The organism is Halobacillus sp. A1-3 (assembly GCF_050971765.1).
Lineage (GTDB): Bacteria > Bacillota > Bacilli > Bacillales > Halobacillaceae > Halobacillus > Halobacillus mangrovi_B.
This window is the reverse complement of sequence record NZ_JBPCEO010000013.1, coordinates 1-26,331: the sequence shown is the minus strand read 5'-3', so window position 1 is coordinate 26,331 and position 26,331 is coordinate 1. Positions and strand designations below refer to the sequence as shown.

The window sequence follows — 26,331 nt, the reverse complement described above, 5'->3', positions numbered from 1 at the left end:
AGCTTTTGTTTAACCCTATATGAGACTATGGACACTAAGACTTGATTTCGAGATATCTCTTGCTGCTCCTTTACTTTAGTATCCGTAGCTAGTTATTTCTTAATTTGAAAGTTCTTTTAATTTTGCTACTGCTTCTTCCATTTCGTATGTTTTAAACTCTAACTTTTTGAACTCCCCTCCACCAGTTTCAAATATTAACACTGCTGGAACTTGTTCTATTTCAACCTGTGGGCGTTGTTCTTTAACTTCTTCTAAACTCGTTAAGAATTTTATTTCGTGGAATTTCCCTGATGAAACATCTATTTCTTCTGTAATCATCTCGTCCGTTTTATCATCTCCATTTTGTACTACCAAAACGGAATATAATTTTTCATCTCCATCATCCGCAGTACACCCAACTAATAAGCTGAAAGTGATAGTAATTATTAAAAAGATAACTAATCTACCTTTCACTGTTTCTCCCTCCAAATTCAGTTCTCTTTTAATTAGTGCATACTACATATCCGATTTTACAAAGACAAAGTTTCATTCCTTCACTAATTTGGTCCGTCACATCAAAAGAAAAGTGCGAACGCCTTCTAGAAGAAAAGCCCTGGCAGTTTAATTAGAATACATTACTAAGTTAGAAACCATAAAAGCAATTTACAGTAATTTAAGTGCTATAACAGATATTAAAAGACCATAAATTTTTCTCAAATTCTTCCTACCTTTATTCTACTCTTCTGCTCCTTTAAAGCACAATAAGCGATAGCCATTGTGCAGCTATCGCCCCCGTTTTTATAAGACTCGGTTTCGAGATAATTTGCAGGAATTCTTAACTAACGCACCTTTTAATGCTTTAAATAATTGACATTACTTCACTCTTATTCAAAATTAACTTCCAAGTCTCGTGTTACATCCGTGACTTGGGGTTTTCTTATATTGGAGTATTCTTTTTAGTAAAAAGTTTTCCGATTACCATTAAAAGACCTATAAAAACATATATTAATCCATTAGCTACGATAACAAGGCCGATAAAAGCTGACATTATGGCTCCACCTTGTCCCGCATTACCGGGACCAACCAGTATTGCACCAACGGCAAAGCCAAAACCAACGCCCAGAACTGCTAAAAGAATCCCAGAACACCAGAGGGGGAACTGCTCACTCTTTTGCCATTTTACTATGAATATATTCGCTGGGATTAACAATGCCCCAAGAAATAAATACATTAAAACATCCATACAATTCCTCCTTAAAATGTATCTAAGTCTAATATAAACTAAACAGAATTAACATAACCAAGCCCCATGGTAAAGAAGGCAAAAGGCAGAACAATCATTTCTATAAACAGAAGGATTTTCGAAGTTTCTTTTTTGATGTTTTAGACCATCCAGTAACAGTTGCCTGCAACCATCACAACAGCCAACAAATTCAGCAACACGAATACCACCGTTTTTTTCAATAGATTCCACAGTATCCTTATTTGACTACATTTTTTTTCGCTTTGTTATCCCCCAGAAAAAGACCATTAAATAGCTGCCTTGCCGAAACATACACCAATGCCCCAATCGCAACGGCGTATAAATCTAACCATAACCCATCCTGATACCGTTCAGGCTGGGTAAACAACATCGATGTTTGCAGCCCACTAATCAACAACGACGGCACCATAAAAAACACCCAAGGGTTTAACATCCATTTCCATTTGATTTTACCTTGCAAAGAATCATGCATCACTTCACTAGCCCCAGCGAGAGAGGCAATATAAAACAGTGCCATCCAAACGCTATACAAGTCAATCCCATTATCAAACTCAGGGTGATAGTACTCCATGGAAAAGTAAGAAATCAAACTGAGACCTGCCACGGTCAACACGACAGACCACGCGAAACGAACCAGCTTATAGGTTGGAAAAAAGGACCTCTTGAACTCCTGGTTCAGCTTGCCCTCATCGCCAAATGACTCAATTGCCAGACGCACAGCTTCCTCTTCTGAATGCCCTTGTATGAGAAGCTCTTTCATATGTTCCTGGAGGTGTCCGACCATCTCTTCTCTCAACTCTTCCTTCTCCTCATCAGGCAGGTTCTTCGTGATCTCCTCTACATACTGCTCAATCTCCTTCATCAAAAATCCCCCGCAGTATTTTCAATTAATGAATTAATCTGCTTCCAATCCTTAAGTTTTCCCGCCAATACAGTACGTCCTGTTTCGGTAATGGAATAATACTTCCTTCGCCCGCCAGCGGATTCCGTACTCCAATACGACGTCACACATTCCTTTTTCTCAAGCCTCTTCAAAGCCGGGTAAAGGGTCCCCTCATTCATGTGGTAGGCACCCTCACTCAGTGCCCTGAGCTTCTTAGTCATTTCGTACCCATAGCAGTCTGCTTGCCCCAGGATCGAAAGCAACAAGATTTCAATGCTCCCCTTCATCAATTCTTTGTCCATTGCGTTACCTCCAAATAGTAGTAATTACATTGTATAACTACTTACATCGTATAGCAAGGTAATTTAACCTAAATTCTTCCAAAAAAAGAGCCCTACCCCTGTATAGGGTGGACTCAATTATTAAATAACTTTTACCCAAAGTAGATTTATCGGTTTATTGATCAATTGCCCCCATTACTTGAAGACTCGATTTCAAGATAAAAAGGTAAATAATTCAACATTGACAATCCATTCTTCCAAATTTAGAATAACAACAATATACATAAAAAGGAAATCCGATAGATAAAGGAGGATTTAATTGCGACTAATTAAGAACTATGCAATGGTTGGAACTATTTTCTTAATTGCTTCAGCGTTTTTAACTTCCGGAAGCAACGTTTACTATTCCAACAAAGTACAAGAAATAAGCCCCTTCTTCTTCACTTTTATTAGCTTTCTTATTACTGCACTCTTTTTTCACGGAATACAACTAAGACAATCATCCCAATACATGAAAATAAATAAAAGCTTTCTTAAGGATATAGTTGGGACTAACCTTAGTACTGCCGGTGCATTCATGAGTTTTTATTTTGCATTAAAGTACATAGAACCTGCAATTGTAGGTGCAATTGAAATAGGAATTGGTCCAGTCTCTTCCTTAATCATTGTAAGGTTAATTTATGGTAGTAAAATAAATAAATTAGACCTCTGGATAGGAGTGGGTGCCTTAATAGGCAGTCTATTTTTGATTATCAGTACATTACAGGGGAGTTCGGGAATTAAATTTGAATCTCTACCAGTCACACTTTTAGGGTTGTTCTCCTCTATATTGTGTGGATTCTGTGCAGCTTTAGCAGCTATTTTCTCCAAACGACTAAGTATTGCCCAATGGAGTTCCTCTAAAATACTTGCGCACAGATTTTATGCCATTGTTGGATTATCCCTCTTTCTATCAATTCAACAGGGTAATTTATTGCAACAATTATCTGCAAATTGGTTATGGATCCTGATAGTATCAATATTAGGTGTTACAATGCCCCTCTATTTTTTGCAGATGGGGATTCATTATTCTGATAGCTTTTTTGTCATGATGTCTCTTTCATTTATACCGGTGTTTACTTATGCTTTTCAGTTACTTGATCCTCGAATATCTATGTCTTACCATTCATTATTTGGTATATCGATTATCTTGTTATTTGCTTTATTTAGTGTCATGTTAAATAATTCTCGATACAAATTAATCCCCAAAGAAAAAAGGAAGGCAGTGTAATTTACTGTTCTTCCTTTTTTCATTATTTTATATAAGCCCCCGTTTGTTTAAGACTCGATTTCAAAATAAAAACATCTTTTTAATCACTCTAAAAATATTGCTAGCCTTTTTACTACTGTAAAAAAGAAGGACTGCTAAGCACACGACCTTCTTCATGTTTATCTATTTTTCCTTATACATCTGCAACCGATGATTCTCGAGTTCTGCCACAAATATATCCCCCTCTTGATTCACGGCGATATCATGAGGGATTTTCAATTCTCCATCCTTAGAACCCCATCTACCAAACCGGTCAATAATCTTACCGCTTTGATCCACGACCAATATTTGATGAGAACCTATTCCACCTTTTGGATAAAGAGCATTTCCGCCATCTGCTATATAGACGTTACCGTTATCCCCAACTTCTACACCGAAAGGGCGTCCCAGCTCCTGCTGACCCCACTCATTCAGGAATTCACCATCCTGTGAAAACACCTGAATTCGTGCATTGTTTCTGTCCGCTACATATAAATTCCCTTTCTGATCGTGAGAAATTCCATGGGGAAGATTAAATTCACCTGGACGGTCTCCCAGGTTATTCTTTTCCCACAAGAATTGTCCGTCAGCACCAAATTTTACAATCCGTCGATTACGGTAACCATCGCTGACAACAAAAGAGCTATCATTCATGACAGTGACATCCGTCGGCCTCGCAAACGTATATTTCGTGATTCCGGTCGGAAAATTGTGCAGCACATTCCGTATTCGTAAAGCAGGTTCCATATAAAATGGATAATCATCACCAAATGTAGCCTGTAAACGACCGTCTGCTGTAAACTTGTACACCTTGTTTTGGATGATATCCGTGATCCACACATTGTCTTCATGATCGATCTCCAGGCCATGAGGAGATGCAAATATATTCTTTCCCCAGCGGTCTTTAACTTTTTTTGTATCTCCATCTATGACGATAAGTGCCGGTTCCTTGATTAGACTTTCACCGCCATATTCAGAACTGCCCCGATGTAAGTAGTAGATATCTCCTTTACTGCTTACTGCGACGCCACTCGCCTCCCCGGCAATCTTTTTATCTTCGTCATTCTTTGGCCAGAGAACTTCCGGTTCATAGGCGGCTGATTGTCTTGACACAGGGGCTTCTTTATATACTGTATCACTTCCTCCACGGCTGAACCATGCAGTCAATGCTCCTAGCAGGACGATAATTCCTATTAGAATGTATAAACTCTTTCTCATTATCTTTCAACTCCATATGATCATGATTTATTGCTGATAAGAATGTAACATAGGTTGGAATGATATTTCGTCTGACCCTGGACATAAAAATGTATAGGACCAGAGACGTATGGAATATCTAATAGTTTTAGCATAAAAAATTTGGTATTATATCGACTCCAATTCTTCTATTAAACTGCCCGTTAACCAAAAAGAAGCGATTGTTCTTATTGAACAATCGCCCCCTTTTCCGTAAGACTCGAAATCAAGATATTCACGCTCATGATTAATTTAATCTACCCATCAATAACGTATTGTAGTAATTACCATCAGATAATAACTTGTCTTTCTGTAACACCCCTTCAATCTTAAAACCATAATTTTTATAAAGAGTTATTGCTTTCTCGTTTGTTTCTAGGACATTTAAAGTGATTTTCTTTATATTATTTGCATCTGCCCAACTAATAGATTCTTTCAAGAAGTTCTTTCCTATTCCATATCCCCAATAATCCTTCAAAACACCTACACCAAACTCTACCCTATGAGAACTTCTCGTTAATTCATTTCCTTCGCATCTAGAGAAACCAACTAGAGTTCCATTTACTTTAGCTACCAAGAAAATATTGTTCAATCTTTCTGTGTCTTTCTTGATAATATCCTTAAAGCCCTCTTCGTCTATGTATTCTTCTCCTTTAACTCTATCCAAATTTTCAGTTTCACCATCTATCTGTAACCTTAATTCAGACAAAGTTTGTGCGTCTTCCGATTTTGCAGATCTTACTTTGTAAAGGAGATTACGAACTTCATATTCTTTTGAGTTTACTATCAAATTATTCTCCCTTCTAAGCCATCCCTTCGTATTTTCGGCCACTTTCTGGATTTAGAGAGCAACTATTCTTATTCAATAATTGCCCCCTTTCGTATTCTTGAATAAGAATTTCCTTCAGATCGAGACGGATTGGCATATAACGTTTTCGACCGAATCTACTTTTCGACATCTTCGAGTTACTTTCACACTACTTTTTTTTACTTCAGTAATGTAGATTTCAGTAACGGCTTTTTATAAAACCTCACTTACTTATTTGTTATCCAGTTGTTCCGCCAAACCAATTAGAAGTCCTTCGGTTCCACGAATGTAGCAGAGCCGATACGTGTCCTCGTACTGAACCACTTCTCCAACGAGCTGAGCGCCAAACTTAGTGAGCCTGGATACCATTTCGTCAATGTCTTCAACGGTGAACATGACACGCATATAACCGAGTGCGTTTACAGGAGCATTCCGGTGATCTGATATAGTAGGTGGGGTAAGAAATCGCGAAAGTTCAAGTCGGCTGTGACCATCTGGGGTAACCATCATAGCAATCTCTACGCACTGAGGGCCCAACCCGGTTACGCGACCTGACCATTCACCTTCGACAGTGGTTCGCCCTTCGAGGTTCAATCCAATCTCCTCGAAGAAAGAGATTGCATCATCAAGGGATTCTACCACGATGCCGACATTGTCCATTCTTAGTAAATTGTTTTTTGCCATAGTTTTATCTCCTTATTTGTAAAAAATTTATTATCTGATCATCTTCATAATTATTCTATTAAGAAGTCCAAAAAACATCTTGTCACAGTTCATAATAACATTTTATTTCCAACTACATATTTCCAACTGCACCTACAAAAAGATGGCATTTTGTTTCAAAAATCCTATTATCTCGAAACTGAGTCTTCAACAAACCTGCTGATATACTTGAAGACTCAGTTTTGAGATTAATTAACTTGTGACTTAATAACCATTATTTCAAAATCGGTCCTTTGCCATATGCATCTTTACAAATTTAAGAATTTAAAAAAGCCTCCCAAAAGTTTATAAACTCTTGAGATGCTTGTAGATTTAGTAAACGATTTTAAAAACCAGTCAAAATCCAGTCAATTTGTCCTCAACCCTTGTTATATCAAGGGTTATGGCGCTATCACATCATGCCGCCCATACAGATTCATCGAGATGTTTGCAGAATGCTTCTTCAAGACAAGCACAAGAATGATAGTAACCGAACTTTTTCAGGTATTTCTTTAGGTAAATAACTTTACGATCCTGGTCTCCTATGCTTAAAAATTGTGAATTTATTTTATCCATGGAACGTCACCATGCCTCCTTATGAACCTGATCTAAAGCAATGAACATTAAGAAAAGGTTTAGCTTGATAAAGATAAAAAAAGAACAGTCTAATGGTAAACGGTTACTTAACTTCCATTCTTGTACACTTTAAGAATGAGATTAACCTTCCTTTACTCGACTGTTCTGTCATCCATAATTTTATAAAAACCTAAAATCCATGATCTACGAAACGTTGACATTATTACCGCTTTATGACCTCCTTATCTCAAAAGAATTAATTTCTTAATAGCAAAACAATTCGATAAATCTTTCCATATTCCTTCAATAACTATTTTATTTCTTTTTTTCCACTCTTCCTTACTAATCTTACATGGTTACTATGCTAAGCTTGAGAAGCTAGACCTATAATCTATGATTTCTTTTGATTCATCATCTCTTTGGCCATGCCTACGTCACTAACACGCGACTCTGTAGCCGTTAAGTTCTCCGAGACTAAAAAAACACAGGCAAAAATCACTAACTAATCCTAGAATTTGTAGTAATATTAATTGGAAATGAATCCAAAGTGACTATATATTGTCATTACTTGGTCGATATGCTTCCTCAATTATATATTCTTCTTTTTTTGAAACAGGTATTACAAATACAGCTCCAGTTAGCTCCAAACCTTTATGAATAACTAACCTACCTATTAAAAAGATGAATATAAGAAATTCTAGTAGGAGGTGTATCTGCAGGTCAGAAAATCTAACAGCAATTTTATAAACCACTATGAAAAACCTCTCAATAGTATCATAAGCTATTGAGAGGTTTCTACAATAAAAAAATTTAAAAGAGAAATGTAAGATTGATTTATTTGTTAGTTGATTGCAATATCTGACCTAAAGCATTTGCGATTACCGAGATGGCAACAATCCCTACATAAGAAGCCCCTTTATCATAGGCTCTGTTAGCTGCAGTCGCATCATTAGCAACAGTACCTATTTTAATATTTTGCTCTTCTGCTTCCATATAAATCCTTTCTACAACCTTTCTAACTTCTGGGTGATTCGGCCCTTCCTCTTTATACCCCATATTGACTGATAAATCTGTCGTTCCAATAAAGGGGAAGTCTATCCCTTCGACATTCATAATTTCAGAAAAATTTTTTGTCGCTTCCAATGTTTCGATATGTGGAATGACTAAAATTTCTTCATCTGATTCATCTAAGAACTTTTTTCCTTGTTCTTTTCCATAGTGAGCAGCACGATGTGAATATGCTGCTCCTCTCCTGCCTCTCGGTGGGTATTTTGCTTTTTGTACTGCTTCTTCTGCCTCTTCTTTTGTATTGATCATAGGAACTTGGATACCTAATGCCCCCCGGTCCAATGCCTTCTGTATACTCGATTGATCATAGGAAACACGGACAATCGGCACAAGGTCAACGGAATCAGCAGTACGAATCAAATTTTCTAACTCAGTTGGGCTGAAGGCACCGTGTTCATCATCAATAACAATAAAATCATAACCGACATATCCAATCATTTCTACAAGGGGGGGAGAATAGATGCCTAAGAAGCTGCCCAATACACTTTTACCTTCTTCCAGTTTTTCTTTCAGCAGATTCTTCAAAAGTTATTCCTCCTTTCGTTTGCTTCTAAGAGCCAGGCACGTAGTGCTTCGCTTACTTCCTCCGGCTGTTCCAGACTGCTCAAATGACCGCATTGGTCTATGACTTTCAAGGTAGAGTTTGATATCAATTCTGCCATTTCTTCATGAAAGACTGGCGGGCAAACGTTATCTTGCATTCCTGTCAATAAAAGAGTGTCGCACCGAATGTGTTTCAAATTCTCTCTAACATCTGATCTTGTAGAAACGGCTTTAAGCTGGCGTATATATGCGTCAGGCCCAATGTTTTCTGCCATGCTTAATATGATTGAGATCAACCTCTGATCCTGTTGTCGATTGGGATGAATAAGGATTGGTAATAGTTTCTCTTTGAGGACTTCCATAAACCGCCCTTCTTCCACCAATTCCTCAAGATGAGCCCATGTTTCCAATTGCTCTGGTCGGGGGGCATATGGATTGGAATCAAGCAGCGCAATTTTGCTGACACGTTCAGGGGCTTGGCGGACAATTTCCATCGCTACGATTCCTCCTAATGATAATCCAGCAAGCGCGAAATCAGCTGGAGCCCCATCCAATACTGATTGAGCCATCTCCTCTATAGACGTAGCCATTGTAAGGTTTATTACCGTTATATCAGCGATGTCATCAAGACTTGCTAACTGATGATGCCATAAACGTTCATCACATAAGGTTCCTGGCAGAAGGAGGAGAGGGGTTTTGTGAACCATTACTTTTCTCCAGCCCGAAGTTTTTCAGCCATCTGTTTCTCCATTTCTTCAAAGTTGTCCGGTTTAATCATTTTTCCTTTTTCATCGGCATGGAATCCAAATTGCGAGGCTTGTTTAATGATTTCGGGTGCCCAGTAAGGATCTTTGCCATCATACACTTTATGTTGTTCTAATACAGCAAAGCACCAAGCATCTTCCTCACTGATATTTTCAAATCCTCTCCATAACCCTGGAGGTAGGGAAATCATATCCCATTGATCAATAATCGTTTCCCCTTCTATTTCCTCTGGACTATCTCCCCAATAAAAACGCCACTTTCCTGTCAATGGAACAAAGGCTTCAATGTAATCATGACTATGAAAGGCTGGACCATTTCCTGGGGGGGCCTTCACCATTCCAATTTGAAAGCCATGGGGTTCTGTGATTTCAGGAGAATATTTGTCGTTTTCACTGGCCGTGTCCCCAATTAAGGCATAATTCAACCGTTGGTGTCCAGGGATGATGCTGTCTATAAACATCAAAGGAATCGCTTTTGATTTCAGCTCGTTAAAACGAACGATCCAGTTTTTCTCCATTTCCTCATTAGTTACGGATCTTTTCACTTTCGGCTGTTGATTTTCCATACAATCCTTCCTTCCTGATTCTATGATCAATTGTTTGTTAGTTTGGCTAAAAACTACTCCCACTCCTTAACCGAGGAGTGGAACAACTTCATTATTTTATAATTTAAACGTGATCAGCTTCATTTCTGTCATCTCTTCGATGGAATACTTGATCCCTTCTCGGCCGGTGCCGCTATTTTTCACTCCTCCATATGGCATTTGGTCCACCCGGAAGGTAGGAACGTCATTGACCATCACTCCACCAACCTCGATCTTTTGAGCGACCTCAAATGCTTTTTTAACAGATTCTGTGTAGATACCCGCTTGAAGACCATATTCTGAATCGTTCACGAATGAGATAGCTTCATCCAGATCGTCATATTTTGTAATCGTTACAACAGGGGCAAAAGCTTCCTTACAATTGACTAGGGAATGATGATCCGCCTCAGTGAGGACTGTCGGCATTAGAATATTCCCCGATCGTTTTCCCCCCTCAACGATGAAAGCTCCAGATTGAACAGCTTCTTCAAGCCAGCCTTCTACCCGTTCCATTTCATTGAGATGAATCAGAGAAGAGAGGTCTGCTTCCTCCGAAAGGGGATCTCCCAATACTAGTTGTTTTGTTTCTTTAACAAAACTTTCAATAAAATCTTCATAAAGAGTTTCTTTTACGTAAATACGTTGAACGGAAATACATACTTGGCCAGAAAAGGTAAAAGCACCTTCCACACAACGTTTGGCTGCTCCCTCAATATCTTCTGTACTATCAATGATCACAGCTGAATTGGACCCTAGCTCCAACGTCACTTTTTTCAGCTTTGCTTTTTCTCTAATACTAAGGCCAACTTCATAACTGCCAGTGAAGGTGATGTATTTCACTTTGTCATTTTTTACAAGTGAATCCCCAATTTCACTGCCTTTTCCCGTGACAACATTCAATCCACCATCGGGCAACCCCGCTTTTTGAAAAAGGTCCGCTGTGAACAAAGCACTTAGAGGGGTCTGTTTTGCTGGCTTCAATACTACTGAATTGCCTGAGGCAATAGCAGGTCCAAGTTTATGAGCCACAAGGTTGAAAGGAAAGTTGAAAGGTGTGATGGCTGCAACCACTCCAACAGGTTCTCGAACGGTATAGCCAAACCGTCCACGTCCACTTTGGGCTGCATCCATAGGAATGGTTTCCCCATGAATACGCTTTGCTTCTTCTGCAGCGAATTTGTAAGTTTCAATCGTTCGGCCCACTTCGCCCCTTGCAGCCTTTAACGGCTTCGCGCATTCCTTAGCCAGTATAAGAGCGGCTTCTTCTGCATGCTCTTCGAACAGAACAGATACTTTCTCGAGAATTTTCGATCTTTCTAAAGCGGTTAACTTCTTGATTTGCTTCGCACCATTTTCCGCAGCCATAATCGCTTGTTCTACTTCATTATCTGAGGCCAATGGGATAGATCCAAGTACTTCTCCGTTGTATGGAGAGGTCAATTCATAATATTCGCTTGCTTCCTGCCAACTGCCATTCAGAAACAATGACTTTTTCATGCTAGTATTTTGCAAATCATCTACTCCTTCCTTTTGCCATGATAGGCGTTTTCATAGATTTTCAATATGTGATTTTCTGTTAACTCATAAGGCGTGTTTGAAAGAAGTCGATCCACTTTGGATGCCTGTTCCGCAAGTAATGGAAGATCTTCCTCCTTAATTCCAATCTCTGAAAGGGAGGTAGGAAGGTTTAATGTCTCTAACAACTCATAAAGGTATTGGACAATGGCTCCTTTTGCCTGATGGGGATTGCTTGTAAAATCACCCAAATGCAAAAATGAAGCTACCTCCATCATTTCTTCCATACAAGTTTGGCCGATCACTTCGAATACAAAAGGCATGAGTAACGCATTCGCCACCCCGTGCTCTACATGGTACTTCCCTCCTAGTGGATAGGCGAGAGCGTGGACCGCCCCTACTCCCGCATTGGCTAAAGAAACACCTGCAAGCAGACTAACCCAGCTCATCTCTTTCCGCGCTTCTAGATCTTTTCCGTTATGAACGGCTTTCGGAATATTGGACGCGAATAATTTCATCGCTTTTTCTGCATACATTTTTGTCATCGGAGTCGCTCTCGCAGCGACATACGATTCAAGGGCATGGGTGAAAGCATCCACACCTGAAGCGGCGGTCACTTTTGAAGGACAAGACAGAGTGAGGACAGGGTCCACGATGGCTACATCTGGCAACAAACTCTGACTCACTAACCCGCGTTTCACCTCTTGCTCTTCATCACCGAAAATGGCATTCATCGTAACCTCTGAACCTGTGCCTGAAGTAGTCGGTAATAAAATGCACTTAATGGTTCGTGTCTCTATACGTTTTTCCCCGCTGAAGCATAAGGAAGGGGCTTCTTCATCCGCCAGTGCAGTCGTGGCTTTAGCTACGTCCAGGGCACTTCCCCCACCGATTCCGATAATCATGTCACTCTCATGCTCTCTCACCCTATCAATCGATCGAGAAAGCAAACGAAAGGTTGGCTCACCCGATATATCCGTAAATGTAGTTACATCTATTTCAAGGGGTGCAAGAAGATCCAAGACTTTTTGCACAAGTCCTACTTTATCCAGACCTTTATCGCTGATGACCGTAATTCTCCGGGCATTTAGTTTCTTCACTTCTTCGACAAGAGTGAGATAGGCATTTACTCCGAATCGAACATGTCCTGGCATGAAAAAATCTTGGAAGTCCACCGTTTTGACTGGTGGCTGTAGCGTTTGAATTGACATTTCATTCCCTCCCGTTAACTGAATCCGCATTCAAAGAGGTTATACATGTTTACTCATTTTCTTCTGAATGAAAATGATCTTCCACCGTATCCATGTAAACCTGCCGCAGTACATCTAAACCGTCAAAGGTAATCCATTCTTCCACCACTTTCTGATCACATACTTTCAAATGAGTGATGCCGGGAATTTCCACATGTTTTCCACTAGGCTGCCCGAAATATCCGATGCCCTCGTGAAGCCCCATCATCCTCCACCTGACCGCCACATCCCATTGTTCATGAGAAAGTTCGTTACAAGTCACCCTTTCTACGATGAATTTGGCATTTGGGAACGATGCAAATAAACTCACAAGCATCCCCTGTATTTGTTGGGTGCCGATTAAATCCTTGTCACAAATATAGTGGACGGTAGAATGATCCAAATAAAAATCTTTGACCCGGTTGAACAGCCTTCGTTCCCATATGTGGTTATAGAGTTCAAGAATAAAGTCGCCTATTTCAAACTCGTCATATTTAGGGGTATAGGTGGTGGGTGCGTACTGCCCTTCCATTGTTTCATTTGCCCCGAACCTTGTTTGCAAAGCAGCCTTCTTGTTCTTCGTTTCTTTCGCCAATCGTTTTGCGACATCGACAGGATCAAAACCTAGCTGCTGAACAATATAGAGGTTATCCCTGACCAGCCATTCTTCAATGATTCTGTTGGAATGCACGAAGCAATCCACGATAGTACGGAAGAACGCCTTCTTCCCTGTCGAAGGCCCGAAGGATGAATCTCCAAGATTCGTAGCTTTTGAGACAATGCGGTGGGAAGAGTGAAAACCATCTTGGTCATTCCCCGACCAAACCACGTTTTCTCCGAGCAATCTTCTGTCAGGGAAAGCGTGCAAGGTTTGCAAGGTTCCGGACACGACTTCATTGACCCCATGAATATTGATGGTACCTGCATGCATAACGACATTATTGTGATACGTGTCATAAATAACTCCTATGCCTTTTTCCTCCCAAATGTTGTGAGTGATCTTCATGATATAGTCTACAAAATCCGAATAGCCCTCATTGAACCCTTTCATGCTCTGTATTCGCTCTGTATTCTTAGAATACTCATTGTAATCCGCGTACCCGACCGGATTCACTTCATTTGTATCGCCATAAAACACGCGATCATGGCTTAAGTTTCTCGCATGATTGATGGAACTTTTTTCTGTACTTTCCATATAGACGCTCCTTCCGATTTTTTGAATCCGCATTCAAAATTTGATGAAATTCAGATGGCCGTCCAGCCTCCATCTACTTTAATCGTTTCGCCTGTAATAAGATCGGCCATATTCGATGCTAAGTAGAGCACAGCCCCCGTCACATCGGAAGGTCGAGCAAGTTTTCCTAAAGGAATTCTATTGATGACATCCTCTCGGAACGATGGATCCTCCAACATCTGTTTGGTCAATTCTGTTTCAATGAACGTAGGAGCCACAGCATTGACATTGATATGATGAGGGGCCCATTCGACAGCCAGGGATTTCGTAAGTTGTACAGCACCGCCTTTACTCGCACAATAAGGTGTCCGTTTGAAATAACCCACAAAAGCCATTTGCGAAACGATGTTGATGATTTTCCCTTTCTTTTGCTTCAGCATGTACCGTCCGGTCTGCTGAGAACAGAAAAAACTGCCTTTTAAATTCGTGTCTATCATGGAATCCCAGTCTTCTTCTGTCACTTCAAGGGCTGACTTTGGTAGATTCACACCTGCATTATTGACGAGGATATCAATTCCTCCCATGAGGCCAGCAGCTTCATCTACCATCTGAATGACTTTTGAGGCTTTCCTCATATCCGCCACGACGTAATAATGCGGTGAGCTCAACCTTCTCAGCTCATTCGTAGTCTTTATTAAGGCGGATTCATCTCTTCCTGTAATCACTACACAAGCACCGAGCTTAGCAAATTCGATAGCTATATCCTTTCCTATCCCTTTACTTCCTCCGGTTACGATAACATGCTTCCCTTTCAAATCAGAGAAATGGTCATTCACGACCTCACTCCTTTCACCTATCTTCTTTATGGTTTGTACACACCTGTCGTCTTTCTAGATATAAGTTCAGGTTCTAACACAATCTGTATCGGAGCATCCACATGTTCTTTTTCCTCAATTAACGAAACCAGTTTTTCTAGAGTCAACGCCGCCATTTTCTCTTTAGGTTGAGTGACGGTCGTCAGTCCTATGAATTGGTTCTTAGCAAGATCTATATCATCGAATCCTATAACGGAAAGTTGATCAGGTACTTTAATACTTTCGCTGGCGGCAGCATCTAGAATGGCCAATGCCATTTGATCGGAAGATGAAAAAAAACTAGTAGGCCGATTCTGTTGGTTTAATAGATTCTTGGCAAATAGATAAACTTCATCATAAGAAAAATCCCGATCATATATGAACTTTTCATTCATTTTCAGGCCAAACTTATCAAGTGCATCTTTAAACCCTAAATTACGAAGGTGTGTCGTTACATATTTAGAGGGACCTGCAATGTAACTGATTTCCTTATGGTTGAAATGGTATAGGTGTTCAACAGCAAGTTGAGCCCCTTTATAGTTATTGACTGCAATGTAGTTGGCATGATCATGCTCCATAATGCTGTTGTATAGAATAATAGGAAATCCTTGATCGTAAAGTTCTTTGATTTTTTGATTGTCCTTATCTGCAGATGCGATAATGATACCGTCTACACGTTTTCCTATTAGTGTCTGAATGTACTTATTCAAGTTTTCTTCACTATGATTGGTATTACACAGGATGACGTTATAATCCATTTCTTGCGCTTTCCTGGTGATCACTTTTGCCGACTCTGAAAAGAATGGATTTGTAATATCACCAAGAATCAAACCGATGGTTCTTGTCTTCTTGCTGGCCAAACTTCTCGCAATTTCATCTCTAGTAAATCCTAATTCCTCAATGGCGTTCAGGACCTTTTGCCTTGTTGTTTCCTTCATAAAAGGATAGTTGTTCAATACTCTTGAAACAGTCGATTGCGAAACTCCAGCTTTTTCTGCCACATCATAAGCGTTAATGCGATCTTTCATAATAAAAATCCCTTCTATTACATACATTTCATCTTTTTTAATATTAGAACATTCAGTCTTCTTTTATTATAACTGAATAAGGAGTAGAAAGATCGTTTGGACGATAAAGAATCCCAATAAAATGTAAGTATACTTGTCAATAGCCCCAGGTAAAATGGACGTCCCTTCCTGATCTTTGGTTCGATCTTCTCCCTTGAGCTTTGCTCTTTGACCAAGGATAGTGAATTCTTCGTAACCCACTTTTTCTGTTTTGAAAAGAAAACTTGCTGTGTAACCGATTATTAATGTAAAAGCACAGCCTATAGGATAATTCCATAACCAGTTCACAATCCCCATCTTCCCTATATAGGCTGTTAAGATGATCCCAATTACAAAACCTATAGCTACTCCTTTATCATTTGATTTCTTCGTTAACATTCCAAGAAGGAACATAGCAAGAATTGAACCAGAGAAGTAGGAAAGGTAACTTCCGACTACTTGAAGAATAGAAGCTGTAGTGTCTCCAAATGCCAACAATGTAAATACAATCAACAACAAGCCAAAAACCAGCGTGAAAATCATAGAAACTTTTAGCGAAGCCTCTTCCCCTTTTGTTATGAATTTTTCATAAACATCTTTAATGAAAACTGTGGTGACAGAGTTTAATACAGAGTCTATACTTGACATCGCAGCTGCAAAAACTCCAGCAATCATGAGGCCAAGAACGCCAACGGGGATGTTGGAAGCAATGAAGGTGATCATGACATTGTTGGAATTCTCGAATGTACGTCCATCCATAGTGATATACAACAACACGCCAATCAACATAAAGACAAAATACATAATGTTCATAACAAAACCACTGATACAAATCGATTTTTTCACTTCTGTTACAGACTTGGCAGCAAACATACGCTGGGTTTGCGTCTGATCTGTCGCATAATATTTCAACCATAAAAACGTTCCACCAATCAGAGCCACCCAGAACCCGTTCTCAAGTTGGACATCCATAGAAAAATCAAGCGCAGTAAGCTTTCCATCTTCCTTGGCCTCACTTAGAGCTTCAAAGAAACCTACATCCAGGTTAGCAATGATGATCCCCATGGTCGCAATGAGCCCTCCCCAAAGGACAACCATTTGTATGGCATCGGTCCAAATGACCGCTTTAATTCCTCCGAGAAGTGTATATAAGATAGCTACCACGACGACGATAGGAACAACGACAGACAAAGACCATCCCGTAAATTGCTGAATGATTAAGGAAGGAATAAAAAGAAACGACCCAACCTGAATGATATTTGATACAACAAATCCAAAGACAGCCAGCATTCGGCTGATCCCGCCAAGCCTCATCTCTATATATTCATAGATAGACGTAACATCCAAGTTGTAGAAGAAAGGCAGGAATACAGACAACGTAATAATCATGACTATAGGAATACTGTAATTCAACATAAAAGCGATCAAACCTGAAGTATAGGCCCACCCTGGTCCCCCAATAAATCCATTAGCACTCATCGTTGTAGCAGCAATCGATAAAGCTATCGGCAAAGTCGCTACGGATCTGCCACCAATGAAATAATCCTTCTGTGATTTATTTCCTTTTCCTAGCATGTAACCCATAACAATCAGTCCTGCCATGTAAGCTACAATAATCGTTATATCAATTGGATGCATGTAATCACCATCACTCTCCTGTATTATTCAAAATATTTCACCTTCACCTAATAAGGTATTGTCTTTTTCTAAGTCGATCGAAAATATCAATATCCAACTGAAGCAAATATTCTATAATGTCTATCAGAACCCAGTTTTCGGCTAGTAAATTATCTTCTCTCCTCCACCAATCCATTACTCTCATCGTCACTTTTTTATTCGGGGCTGGTATTCCCAACCAGCCCGCGCCAGTGTGTGTGGCTTCTACACTGGGCCAACCTGTCGAAGCGATGTAAGTGCCGTCAGCAAACCTTGAAGCGTGGTTGTGCCCCCCCACACGATCAGGCAGAGCTTTGACAAAAGGACCTTGATGATAATCTTTGAAACCCTGTATCCCCTTTGTCGTTCCTATTCCTCCAGGTCCATACCACATAAAATCCTCTTTCCAGAATGCTTCCAACCCCTGCTTTTCTAACCCAGATGATGCTTTCCTGAGGCCTTTGAAGATCATATCCTCTACCAGTTGGAGAGATTTAGTCCTCTCTTGAGTATGATCTTCTTTCAACAAAATTCCATCGTATGTAGAGGGCCCGGGTACATTGATTTCAGGAGCTAATGCAGGTATGAATTTAAAGCCTGCCTGTCTCATGACATCAAGTATATCTATTAATAATCTTGTTTCTATAATCTTTCCATCCTCGATTTTATGGAACTCACCAAACCTTATCCAGGTTGCATGTTGACTAGCCGGAATGTCTAGCCAATCATTTTTAAATGTTCCGACAAAGTTCCCGGTGGCAGTGACCCAATGGTTCTCTTGATACTCTCCTGACATGAGAATGTAGGATTGTTTATCCAAATCTGGAAAAGAGCTTACCAACGGCTTGTAGAGAGTGTTTATAATCTGATCTATGCCCTCTACTTTATTAATGGGATGACAGCAATAAAGAACTGCATCTTTATGATAGTAATGCTCAATGACCTCAGTGATAGTATCAGTAGTTGAGTTGTACAACCTTGACGAAAATTCATGAATCAGTTTCTTATTTTTCAAGTGTAAAGAATCCAATTAACCACTCCTTCATCTAAAATTCAAGAGACTTTGAATCCGCATTCAAAGTAATTCAAAAAATAATTCTACGTAGAAAAATAACTATTGAATCCGCATTCAAAAGAGCGTAAAAATAATTTGTATGCTCGTAGAGATTTTCCTCCTTCCTTTACGAGTTAAGAAAAATTATAAAGAAAAAAATTGCATTAGTAAAGCGGAATTTTAAATTTTCTTAATATTTAGTCAAAAAATAATTGTATTTGGTCACTCAAAAGCAACTCCCCTTAACCATAGCTTTAAATATATTGGATGGTTATAACCGACAAGTAGAAGTCGATACATGTATAGAGGATATTGAGAAAAGGACGGAAAGAGGAGATTAGATGGTAAAGAAGAGGTTTTATTTACCCACAATCAAAAACTGCTACAAGGCTTTTAAAAGCCTGCTAACAGCCGCCGATGAGTTTGAACTAATAAAAGATAATCCCCATAAAATATAAAGCCACAAATTATTTTTCAAAAGAAACCTCTCTCCTACTCCAGGCAGAAAACTAATCAAAAAAGCAAGTTGTTATTCATGACCTGCTTTTATAGAGTGAATGCATGGCCACCTTTTAGGTTATAACGGATCTGGAAAAGAGCTTGAAGAAATCCTGCCCCAATTCTTCCCCAAGTGGGGGTAAAGTGACCAACCAGCCCCAATACCCCAAATATATGAAAAACGCTGAATCCCTTGTCTACCAAAGGTTTCAGCGTTTAATCAGTTAGCGTCCCAGGAGAGATTCGAACTCCCGACCCACAGATTAGTTTGCCCTGAACTTCTTCAATTCTAGTTAGAGGGGGACTTAATTTAGTGAAAATAGAGGAAGCATATAAGACGTTAGGATTTTTAGAATTTTATCAAAAATATTTGGGATTTGAATTTGATACTGAAGGAAGAAACTATGCTATATATGCCAGACTTTAGCTGTAATACATAGTCTTCCTAAAGGAATTAACTACGTTAGCTGTTCCTATGCAAATCTATTTCAAAGATACTGTGCTTTTTACTAAAAAAATCACAAGAATACTACCAAAGATTGGATGTAAATTATTTTTAAGAAAATCAGATAACCTTCTCATGTGAAGAAAGCTGGGTATTTAAAGGGTGTATAAAATCACCCTAAAAATAAATTCAAATTATCGATTAATGTGACAACTTTGATATTACTCGGTATGATGTCTCTCCTTGTGAATCCATATAAATCAGTTCAAGCTTTATTTTTTCTTCACTAGCTTTGATTACCAAACTTTCCATTATTACCACCTTATTTACGAACTTTTGTTCTCATTATATTCATCCTTAGTGTTTTTAATCAATAAAAGATTCCGTTAGTTACAAAATAAAAAGCCCACCATTTAGATGAGCTTTCTCTTGAATACGACTTTTTTCTAGATGCTGATAAGTTCTCAATATCTCCCACCACATATTACCTTTTTTATTGTATTGCGTTAGTAATCCGTTAGGATATAACGAATGCCAAATCTCGTCATAGCTTAACCCACGCAGTTCGGCTATGCGGCTCAGAGACCACATTCAATAAACCCATCTTTGCTTTTTCTCAGTTACCAAAGCTCTCTGTGTAAAGAAGTTAGTTCATCTACTATTCTCGATTGATTCTGAACTTATGAGCAAACGTGAGTAGTTATTCAGATAGACAGGGGCATAGCTTAATCCAGGATGACGTCGATTTTCTTAAACGCACGGTCTCGGACTTTCTCAGCCCAATCGCCTTGAATGTTCTGCCCCTCAATGACGGTCGATCCTTCTTCATCATGGAGGATATAACGCACAACCGATGCTCCTTCGTCTCCAAAGGTCGGCTTCCTATTTGGATTATCATACGTCACTTCAATCTCTCCGAGGAAAGTAAACGTCAGTTGATTTTGTTCATTAAACAGCCATTCTGGCAGAAGAGGTTGGAGCTTTAAAGTTAAAGCACCGTCTTCCATGACAAACATTTCCTCGCCGGTCATCATCATCTGCCACATGGATAAGAATTCAGCCGTTGTCCCGCTTAAACGTGCTACAAACCCTCTCCCATGCATGTTTTCGTCAGGGTTGACACTACTCGCGATAAACGATGAATTCTCCAGCGTACTTCGTCCATAAATAGAAGGATCCATAAATGGAGGCAGCGCCGTCTTTAAATCTTGGAAAAAGTCTTCATATAAACCAGCATTCAGCAGGCTTAATAAATACTTGAATTCCATGTGCATAAACACGGATTCCCGTTCAAGCCATCCAGGAGTAAAGGCTCTCGCTCTTCCCACTTCATAACTCATTTCATCTAATGAAGTCGACGTTTTATACATCTGTAGTTTTTGATCGTAAAGACTGGATTGTCGAATGGACTGATGAAGTTCTGCTGCTGTATCAGCACTCATTCCTTTCAATGCCCTGGCCGGTCCTTCCAAGAAGTGAGGAAGCACATGAACATCAAAGGATTGAACATTCACAAGAGGAGCGCCTTTTTCGTTTTTCATCACTTGTCCTTCATCATCTCGCCTCACTTCATATTGAGAAGCTTCGTAATAGAAGTAGGTCGGCATTAAGCCCTCCCCTAATGCTCTTGCTTCTTCCATTCCAGCATCTACTTTTTCCATAAAGAGTTCGAGAATTTCCTGAACTTCAGCAGTTGTCAGGGCTTTTTCTCTTCCATCCAGCCCGTCCTGAATGGCGGCTCGATAGGACTCCCTCGCTGTGGAGACGGTATCCCAATATTCAAAGGAGGTAAGGTTTTGATGCAATGCCGTTTTCACTTCCTGTATCAAGGTATAGACCTCAACGGGCACCATTGTCTCTTCTTCCATTTCACAATCCATGATAAATTGGAGCAACCGTTTCAGTTCGACGGTTTCACTCATCCCTGAACCGAATATACCTGGCAGTCCATTCATGGAATCATTCCATCCCGGCTTATTCGCTTCCATTTCAATCCCCATACCTTTAGGATCTAAGGTTGCGAATTTGAGAAGGGCTAAGGAAAACATTTTTGTGAATAACGTACTTTGATACACATCACCATTCTTTGTCTTCAGCCAGTGATCCGCCTTAGCCCCATGCAATTCTGTAACGGCCCCATACTGACGAACCTTCTCATCTGATAATACATATTTCTCTGAACGACGATTTATAAAAACAGGGCTGGAAAAGTAACGATAAGAACGATCCTTAAATAACAGGCTCTGCTTCTGGTCTGGGAACACTTTAAGGTAGTTCTTAATTAAGTCCAAATTATAGGTCCAATGATCGACCCAGTACCCTTCTCCAAACTCTGCATCAATTTCCTGTTCACTATGATAAAGTACGGTACGTAAAAATTCTTCAGGTGAGACAGTTAAACGTATGTTCCGGTCAACAATCGACTGCACAATCACACCCGGTGTGAACGCATCTTCCAACTGTTTCTTCATATATTGGGCGTCTTCCTCACGGGTGAACAGGGGTTCCAACCATGTTAGGTCTTCTTTTTCAATAAGTTCAAAGTAAGACCCTTTAACGACTAATGGGTTATACCCGTCCGCTTGTACTAAACTCATAAACAGTTTGATATTGTAGTCGCCCACTTCAGGCTTGAAGAAGATATCATTCCGTCTATTTTGGTTCACATCCCTAAAGTTGCCGTTCCCTTGAGAGAAGAATTCCGGTGACACAGAAAAGAAGTTATAATCTCTCTCAAGGTCCCCGTGTTTCCTTGAATAAACATAGTAGAGAAATGGATCTTTCTCATTTTCCAGTAAAACCGGGTATCCGCCACGCAGCACATTATCTAAGTAACTTTGCTTCGTATAACCATCAAACAAGTCATTTCCGGATTTGGTTTGAATATCACTCGTCAATTCGTCTACAAGAAGTTGAGCCTCCTTGTACTTTTTATCAAAATACGCAGCAGATGCTACTTCTTGCTGCTTCTCTTGGATAATATCAAGGTCATTCACATGCCCGATCATCGTACGTAAAACAGATGATTGATGAGGAGAAAGCTCGGCAGCATATGCTGAGAAACCACACGGCACTTTATTTGCCGTAATCTGCTCCTTCTGTAAAAGTTCAGAAACCGACTGCGTTTCAAAACGATCCGGAAAGCTTAGGGACGTATTCTCACCAAAGAGAATGCAAGCATCGACAATCGGTTTTAATAAGGAGTTATCCTCGGCAAAACTTGCATAAAAGTGGCCTTTGGTGATCTCCTCTACTTCAGCTGTATCCCCTGTGGAAGAGCGGACACGGTAATAAGGGATGTGATTATGTAGATTGAACACATCCATCCAGCTCTTCAAAGTGTTCCCGACTGCTTTATAAGCAGCATCTTCAATCCCGAATGGAATAATGGCAGGCAGGCCATCTACGACTTCAATACTTACTTTCTCTTCAGAAATATTCTCAACTTCCACTTTACGCATAAGAGATGCATAATTTTCATGCGGCAATGTGAAATAGGTTACGGTCGTTTGAATGCCGTATTCTTCATTCCGTTCCTTTACGATCAGTTCATTTTCCTTAATGAACATCTTCCGCTTCCCTTTTTTCTTCAAACGATCATTGAACGGTTCAAATAGAAAGGACTCATCCTTGAGTTGAACTTTAATGAAGGTACGAAAGCCATTCGTGGACACACGCTCATAAGCCTGATTGGCTGGGAAAAATTCTGTGATCGCATTGCTTTTATCCTGAACGCCAAAGCTCACCATTCCTTGGCCTCTATTCACATAGAAAGCCCACATCGGTACCCCGTACAAACCAGCCAGCCCAGGTAAAAAGCTTGAGAACGTCTTAGCCCGATCAAAATCTTCAATCACAAAATACTTTTCTTCATTGAATGCATAATTCACCATGCATCAGCACCTCTTTCTAAAGTATTAATGAAACGTCTAATCTAAATGCACACTGTAAAGGGAAATGAGGTGAAGAGGATCTCACTCCTTCATCATCTTAACGAAACCGGTTTCGTAAAAGGGCATACGTATAGGTTTAAAGAAAGTTCAGCCCCGTTTTTGTTGGAAAGGAGAAGACGCTTTACCCTTTACCCAAATCCAGCGGACATCCTCGTGGGACAAATTGACCTTCGTTCTTCCATCTACATAGTAAGCGGTATCATTTTTCTCAATAACTTTGCAGGCAGTAAAGAATCCCCCATTAGCATGAGTAGGATATGGCTTCCCGTCCACGTTGACCCCTCCCTTATATTTCTAGTATATCGAATAACGGTCTACTATCGTAGGGGGATTCGGACAAATTACTCTAAAAAATTACACATCCTCTTTATCATATTAGGAAGGATGCGAATATAATCTAGAATAACACCATATAAGGAATTCAGTAATAAAAAGAGATGGCGAGCAAATGCTCGCCATCTCTTTTGTATCTAGACTGAAAGATTGCTTCATAAGCAAACGACCTACTAGGAGAGAGGTGGTCAGATTCTTATACTTTAATCTTTTTCTATTCTTTCAACAATAAGTTTAATTATTATACCGATTAATGCTCCTGACAAACATATATATAGAGTATAAACTTGAATTAAGAATATATGTTGCTCTGAAACAACTGTATAGAACAACAATGTCGTTAATGACAAGATTAGCAAGTATAATGTAATAAAAAAACGCCAATTTTCTTTATAGCATTCACTTTCCACCCTAATAAGACCTTTGATATATAGACACTCATAAAAATACCAATTATCCCAAGTATCCAACCCGGAAAATTAACAAGCAAGTTTCAACTTAATTCCTCCAATCTAAATCATCATAAGCGATTACTTAAGGAATCGTAATCATGTATAAGTTTCCTAACTAACTTCAATTCTATGTAATCTTTTTCTAAAGTTAAATGTATGATTATTTCCTGAGCTTCCCCGATTATCTTAAGTTTTTTCAACTAATGAGAAACCTTATTCGTATCACAATGTTAGCATTTTGTTAGAAAAATCATTCAAAACCCTAATTTATTAAGGGCTTGAGCGGTCATTACATCATGCCGCCCATTCACTCGGCTAATTAATAGGAAAATAATAAGACCCACAGAACCTTATTATCTCAAGGTTTCCGTTAGCAAATTAATTTATTGACCACAATAAGTTTTAATACTTTATCAACAGTATCCAGTCATAATCCAGTCACTAAATATTGGGTTCACAAATTAGAAGTAATTGCTCACGTGTGGGGCTTTATTTTAATGGCTATTCCATCACTTTCCCATTCATCCGTTCAACCCACTGATGGAGAAGGTTATTATACCGAAATAGATTTTTGTGGATTTTAATGGCCACTTCTTCATTATAGGTATGGACGGTCAAATTACGATCATTTACCATTTCCAAAGCCAGAACGGCCTCTTCATCTCCCAACAAGTGGACCTCCCTGAAACTGCGAATGACGCTCTTCAGAGAGCGGGCATCTACCCCTTCTATGTCATATAAATATTGTTTAGCCGCTTTCCAACTAGCCTCGAAAGAAAATTCAAATCGTTGGATCGCTGCATCTCGTTCCACATCATTTGGGGTTTTAAGGGTAGCTAACTTTTCAAAGGCAGTCAACGCTTTTTCTGCTGCTTCTAATCGTTGGCGTAATCTCTCCATAAAATCCTCTCCTCTTTCACTTGTTGGACTAGAGAGTGTTTAGCATCATGTAAATCCACCACATCTACCTTGTAAGGAATGGTAGACTCTTCAATTTGCTCGATTAGTTTATTCCATTTAAAAGGAGAGGTTGGGTAGGCGGATTCCATAGCGATGTCGATATCCGAACTATGTTTTTCTTCCTCTCGGACCCAAGAACCAAATAAGTAAACGCGTGCTTTTTCCTTGCCGAGCTGTTCATTCAAAATTGATTTTAGTTGTTCTAAAACTTGCTCCCGTAAATCTGCAGGAACTCCCATAATATCCCTTCCTCTTTTTTGTCCCATTGTAGCATATGTACATGTTATCGATTATGGATTCTCCTTCTCCACTCCCCCAACCAGAAGTTGGATTGCTATCAAGACCCTTATTAACTACACCAGAACCTAAATTTAGCTTTTAGTATATTAGGGATAAGCCTCCTTATCCTATTATGGTGCTTTCATGATTGGTTCGGTAAAGGTCAATTGTTCATAACACCTTCCCCCTTACACCAATTTCTTAGATTTGTTAGCATGAAAAAGCACCCCGTTATGGGATGCCATTAATTAGTAAAGTTGTTTGCTTAAGTCTTCAATCTGTTCACATGTTTGTTGCATCTTTTCATTAACCCACTCAGGATACGTTTCTTCATCCCCGCTCTTAATTTTCGAAAGTGTTTCCAAGTAAACAATAAGATAATCAAGCTTTGATGATGGGTGCTGCATTCCATCACCTCCCTCCTATCGAACTAATTCGACAGAAAGGATTTATTCCCTTCATAACAAAACACGCGCAAGGGTAACTACTCATTTATGGATCCCTCATAAATCGTGTCAAACTTATAGCGATAAGTATCGAAAGTTGGAAAGGAGTGCCTGAAAGAGGCAGCTTCCGGTAGTTTCAACTGGAGAGAATTTCTATTATATAATTTTGTAAAGGATACAACTTTTAAGATACCCCTCAATATCTCGAAACTGAGTCTTCCACAATCCTGACCTATACTTGAAGACTCAGTTTTGAGATTAATTGTCTTGAATCACCATTATTTCAAAAAATCAACCCTTTCCCACATGCATTTTTTCAAAAAGAAAAGCCTCCCAAAAGTTTATGAACTCTTGAGAGACCTCAATATTTTGTAAACAATTTTAAAAACCAGTCATAATCCAGTCAAATTGTTCTTAAACCCTATGATGAAGGGGTTTTGGGGGCTATCACATCATGCCGC

The 26,331-nt window shown here is 39.5% G+C and carries 24 protein-coding genes; 1 reads left to right on the top strand and 23 read right to left on the bottom strand.

The features are described 5' to 3' along the window. Positions 1-99: 99 nt before the first annotated feature. The 4 genes from ACRYKC_RS19040 to ACRYKC_RS19025 form a co-directional block, all read right to left on the bottom strand. Entirely contained in the window at positions 100-453 is a 354-nt protein-coding gene (locus tag ACRYKC_RS19040) for a hypothetical protein (protein ID WP_433809250.1), read from the bottom strand. Positions 454-916: 463 nt separating this feature from the next. Beyond that, positions 917-1,222: an inner-membrane translocator gene (locus ACRYKC_RS19035; RefSeq protein ID WP_433809248.1), complete on the bottom strand. Its 306-nt coding sequence runs from the start codon at positions 1,220-1,222 to the stop codon at positions 917-919. Between the two features lie 238 nt (positions 1,223-1,460). Continuing rightward, positions 1,461-2,105 (bottom strand): permease prefix domain 1-containing protein, encoded by a 645-nt coding sequence (locus ACRYKC_RS19030; protein ID WP_433809246.1) that lies wholly within the window; start codon positions 2,103-2,105, stop codon positions 1,461-1,463. Beyond that, positions 2,105-2,428, bottom strand: coding sequence for a PadR family transcriptional regulator (locus ACRYKC_RS19025; protein ID WP_433809244.1), 324 nt, complete (start codon positions 2,426-2,428; stop codon positions 2,105-2,107). The genes ACRYKC_RS19030 and ACRYKC_RS19025 overlap by 1 nt, the downstream gene beginning before the upstream one ends. 298 nt (positions 2,429-2,726) lie before the next feature. Here ACRYKC_RS19025 and ACRYKC_RS19020 point away from each other — a divergent pair, with 298 nt between their 5' ends. Further along, complete coding sequence (locus ACRYKC_RS19020) at positions 2,727-3,677, top strand: DMT family transporter (protein ID WP_433809242.1); 951 nt, start codon at positions 2,727-2,729, stop codon at positions 3,675-3,677. Positions 3,678-3,839: 162 nt separating this feature from the next. On the opposite strand, the gene ACRYKC_RS19015 is transcribed toward ACRYKC_RS19020, so the two are convergent. The 19 genes from ACRYKC_RS19015 to ACRYKC_RS18925 all read right to left on the bottom strand — a co-directional run bounded on the left by ACRYKC_RS19015 (position 3,840) and on the right by ACRYKC_RS18925 (position 25,831). Beyond that, entirely contained in the window at positions 3,840-4,913 is a 1,074-nt protein-coding gene (locus ACRYKC_RS19015) for a peptidyl-alpha-hydroxyglycine alpha-amidating lyase family protein (RefSeq protein WP_433809240.1), read from the bottom strand. Positions 4,914-5,178: 265 nt separating this feature from the next. Beyond that, complete coding sequence (locus ACRYKC_RS19010; protein ID WP_433809323.1) at positions 5,179-5,721, bottom strand: GNAT family N-acetyltransferase; 543 nt, start codon at positions 5,719-5,721, stop codon at positions 5,179-5,181. Positions 5,722-5,734: 13 nt separating this feature from the next. After that, on the bottom strand, positions 5,735-5,890 hold the full coding sequence (locus tag ACRYKC_RS19005) for a hypothetical protein (protein ID WP_433809238.1): 156 nt from the start codon (positions 5,888-5,890) through the stop codon (positions 5,735-5,737). 80 nt (positions 5,891-5,970) lie between these two features. Next, positions 5,971-6,423, bottom strand: coding sequence for a VOC family protein (locus ACRYKC_RS19000; RefSeq protein WP_433809236.1), 453 nt, complete (start codon positions 6,421-6,423; stop codon positions 5,971-5,973). A gap of 1,428 nt (positions 6,424-7,851) precedes the next feature. Next, a complete protein-coding gene (locus ACRYKC_RS18995) occupies positions 7,852-8,610 on the bottom strand; it encodes an HpcH/HpaI aldolase family protein (protein WP_433809234.1) in 759 nt (252 codons plus the stop codon). After that, a complete protein-coding gene (locus ACRYKC_RS18990; RefSeq protein WP_433809232.1) occupies positions 8,607-9,335 on the bottom strand; it encodes an alpha/beta fold hydrolase in 729 nt (242 codons plus the stop codon). Before ACRYKC_RS18990 ends, ACRYKC_RS18995 begins: the two co-directional genes overlap by 4 nt. Beyond that, on the bottom strand, positions 9,335-9,958 hold the full coding sequence (locus ACRYKC_RS18985; RefSeq protein WP_433809230.1) for a cupin domain-containing protein: 624 nt from the start codon (positions 9,956-9,958) through the stop codon (positions 9,335-9,337). Before ACRYKC_RS18985 ends, ACRYKC_RS18990 begins: the two co-directional genes overlap by 1 nt. A gap of 96 nt (positions 9,959-10,054) precedes the next feature. After that, complete coding sequence (locus ACRYKC_RS18980) at positions 10,055-11,473, bottom strand: aldehyde dehydrogenase family protein (RefSeq protein WP_433809228.1); 1,419 nt, start codon at positions 11,471-11,473, stop codon at positions 10,055-10,057. A gap of 20 nt (positions 11,474-11,493) precedes the next feature. Then, the gene (locus tag ACRYKC_RS18975) at positions 11,494-12,702 is read right to left on the bottom strand and encodes an iron-containing alcohol dehydrogenase (protein WP_433809226.1); all 1,209 of its coding nucleotides are present in this window, start codon (positions 12,700-12,702) and stop codon (positions 11,494-11,496) included. A 49-nt stretch (positions 12,703-12,751) separates the two neighbouring features. Beyond that, positions 12,752-13,915, bottom strand: coding sequence for an ester cyclase (locus ACRYKC_RS18970; RefSeq protein WP_433809224.1), 1,164 nt, complete (start codon positions 13,913-13,915; stop codon positions 12,752-12,754). Positions 13,916-13,965: 50 nt separating this feature from the next. After that, the gene (locus ACRYKC_RS18965) at positions 13,966-14,730 is read right to left on the bottom strand and encodes an SDR family NAD(P)-dependent oxidoreductase (RefSeq protein ID WP_433809222.1); all 765 of its coding nucleotides are present in this window, start codon (positions 14,728-14,730) and stop codon (positions 13,966-13,968) included. A gap of 26 nt (positions 14,731-14,756) precedes the next feature. Then, the gene (locus ACRYKC_RS18960; RefSeq protein ID WP_433809220.1) at positions 14,757-15,776 is read right to left on the bottom strand and encodes a LacI family DNA-binding transcriptional regulator; all 1,020 of its coding nucleotides are present in this window, start codon (positions 15,774-15,776) and stop codon (positions 14,757-14,759) included. Positions 15,777-15,842: 66 nt separating this feature from the next. Beyond that, on the bottom strand, positions 15,843-17,432 hold the full coding sequence (locus ACRYKC_RS18955) for a sodium:solute symporter family transporter (protein WP_433809218.1): 1,590 nt from the start codon (positions 17,430-17,432) through the stop codon (positions 15,843-15,845). A 43-nt stretch (positions 17,433-17,475) separates the two neighbouring features. Beyond that, positions 17,476-18,480 (bottom strand): nuclear transport factor 2 family protein, encoded by a 1,005-nt coding sequence (locus tag ACRYKC_RS18950; RefSeq protein WP_433809216.1) that lies wholly within the window; start codon positions 18,478-18,480, stop codon positions 17,476-17,478. A 1,692-nt stretch (positions 18,481-20,172) separates the two neighbouring features. Continuing rightward, entirely contained in the window at positions 20,173-23,340 is a 3,168-nt protein-coding gene (locus tag ACRYKC_RS18945) for a cellobiose phosphorylase (RefSeq protein WP_433809214.1), read from the bottom strand. A 147-nt stretch (positions 23,341-23,487) separates the two neighbouring features. After that, a complete protein-coding gene (locus ACRYKC_RS18940; protein WP_433809212.1) occupies positions 23,488-23,673 on the bottom strand; it encodes a hypothetical protein in 186 nt (61 codons plus the stop codon). A gap of 1,013 nt (positions 23,674-24,686) precedes the next feature. Continuing rightward, positions 24,687-25,085: an HI0074 family nucleotidyltransferase substrate-binding subunit gene (locus ACRYKC_RS18935; protein ID WP_433809210.1), complete on the bottom strand. Its 399-nt coding sequence runs from the start codon at positions 25,083-25,085 to the stop codon at positions 24,687-24,689. Further along, positions 25,061-25,384, bottom strand: coding sequence for a nucleotidyltransferase family protein (locus tag ACRYKC_RS18930; RefSeq protein WP_433809208.1), 324 nt, complete (start codon positions 25,382-25,384; stop codon positions 25,061-25,063). Before ACRYKC_RS18930 ends, ACRYKC_RS18935 begins: the two co-directional genes overlap by 25 nt. 288 nt (positions 25,385-25,672) lie before the next feature. Further along, positions 25,673-25,831, bottom strand: a complete 159-nt coding sequence (locus tag ACRYKC_RS18925; RefSeq protein WP_433809206.1) for a hypothetical protein — start codon at positions 25,829-25,831, stop codon at positions 25,673-25,675. Positions 25,832-26,331 lie beyond the last annotated feature (500 nt).

What these genes read in the sequence shown, in the direction of transcription:
- ACRYKC_RS19035 (WP_433809248.1), bottom strand. Translation starts at nt 1,222, where the DNA reads ATGGATGTTTTAATGTATTTATTTCTTGGGGCATTGTTAATCCCAGCG.
- ACRYKC_RS19030 (WP_433809246.1), bottom strand. Translation starts at nt 2,105, where the DNA reads ATGAAGGAGATTGAGCAGTATGTAGAGGAGATCACGAAGAACCTGCCT.
- ACRYKC_RS19025 (WP_433809244.1), bottom strand. Translation starts at nt 2,428, where the DNA reads ATGGACAAAGAATTGATGAAGGGGAGCATTGAAATCTTGTTGCTTTCG.
- ACRYKC_RS19015 (WP_433809240.1), bottom strand. Translation starts at nt 4,913, where the DNA reads ATGAGAAAGAGTTTATACATTCTAATAGGAATTATCGTCCTGCTAGGA.
- ACRYKC_RS19005 (WP_433809238.1), bottom strand. Translation starts at nt 5,890, where the DNA reads ATGTCGAAAAGTAGATTCGGTCGAAAACGTTATATGCCAATCCGTCTC.
- ACRYKC_RS19000 (WP_433809236.1), bottom strand. Translation starts at nt 6,423, where the DNA reads ATGGCAAAAAACAATTTACTAAGAATGGACAATGTCGGCATCGTGGTA.
- ACRYKC_RS18990 (WP_433809232.1), bottom strand. Translation starts at nt 9,335, where the DNA reads ATGGTTCACAAAACCCCTCTCCTCCTTCTGCCAGGAACCTTATGTGAT.
- ACRYKC_RS18985 (WP_433809230.1), bottom strand. Translation starts at nt 9,958, where the DNA reads ATGGAAAATCAACAGCCGAAAGTGAAAAGATCCGTAACTAATGAGGAA.
- ACRYKC_RS18980 (WP_433809228.1), bottom strand. Translation starts at nt 11,473, where the DNA reads ATGAAAAAGTCATTGTTTCTGAATGGCAGTTGGCAGGAAGCAAGCGAA.
- ACRYKC_RS18975 (WP_433809226.1), bottom strand. Translation starts at nt 12,702, where the DNA reads ATGTCAATTCAAACGCTACAGCCACCAGTCAAAACGGTGGACTTCCAA.
- ACRYKC_RS18970 (WP_433809224.1), bottom strand. Translation starts at nt 13,915, where the DNA reads ATGGAAAGTACAGAAAAAAGTTCCATCAATCATGCGAGAAACTTAAGC.
- ACRYKC_RS18960 (WP_433809220.1), bottom strand. Translation starts at nt 15,776, where the DNA reads ATGAAAGATCGCATTAACGCTTATGATGTGGCAGAAAAAGCTGGAGTT.
- ACRYKC_RS18955 (WP_433809218.1), bottom strand. Translation starts at nt 17,432, where the DNA reads ATGCATCCAATTGATATAACGATTATTGTAGCTTACATGGCAGGACTG.
- ACRYKC_RS18945 (WP_433809214.1), bottom strand. Translation starts at nt 23,340, where the DNA reads ATGGTGAATTATGCATTCAATGAAGAAAAGTATTTTGTGATTGAAGAT.
- ACRYKC_RS18935 (WP_433809210.1), bottom strand. Translation starts at nt 25,085, where the DNA reads ATGGAGAGATTACGCCAACGATTAGAAGCAGCAGAAAAAGCGTTGACT.
- ACRYKC_RS18930 (WP_433809208.1), bottom strand. Translation starts at nt 25,384, where the DNA reads ATGGGAGTTCCTGCAGATTTACGGGAGCAAGTTTTAGAACAACTAAAA.
- ACRYKC_RS18925 (WP_433809206.1), bottom strand. Translation starts at nt 25,831, where the DNA reads ATGCAGCACCCATCATCAAAGCTTGATTATCTTATTGTTTACTTGGAA.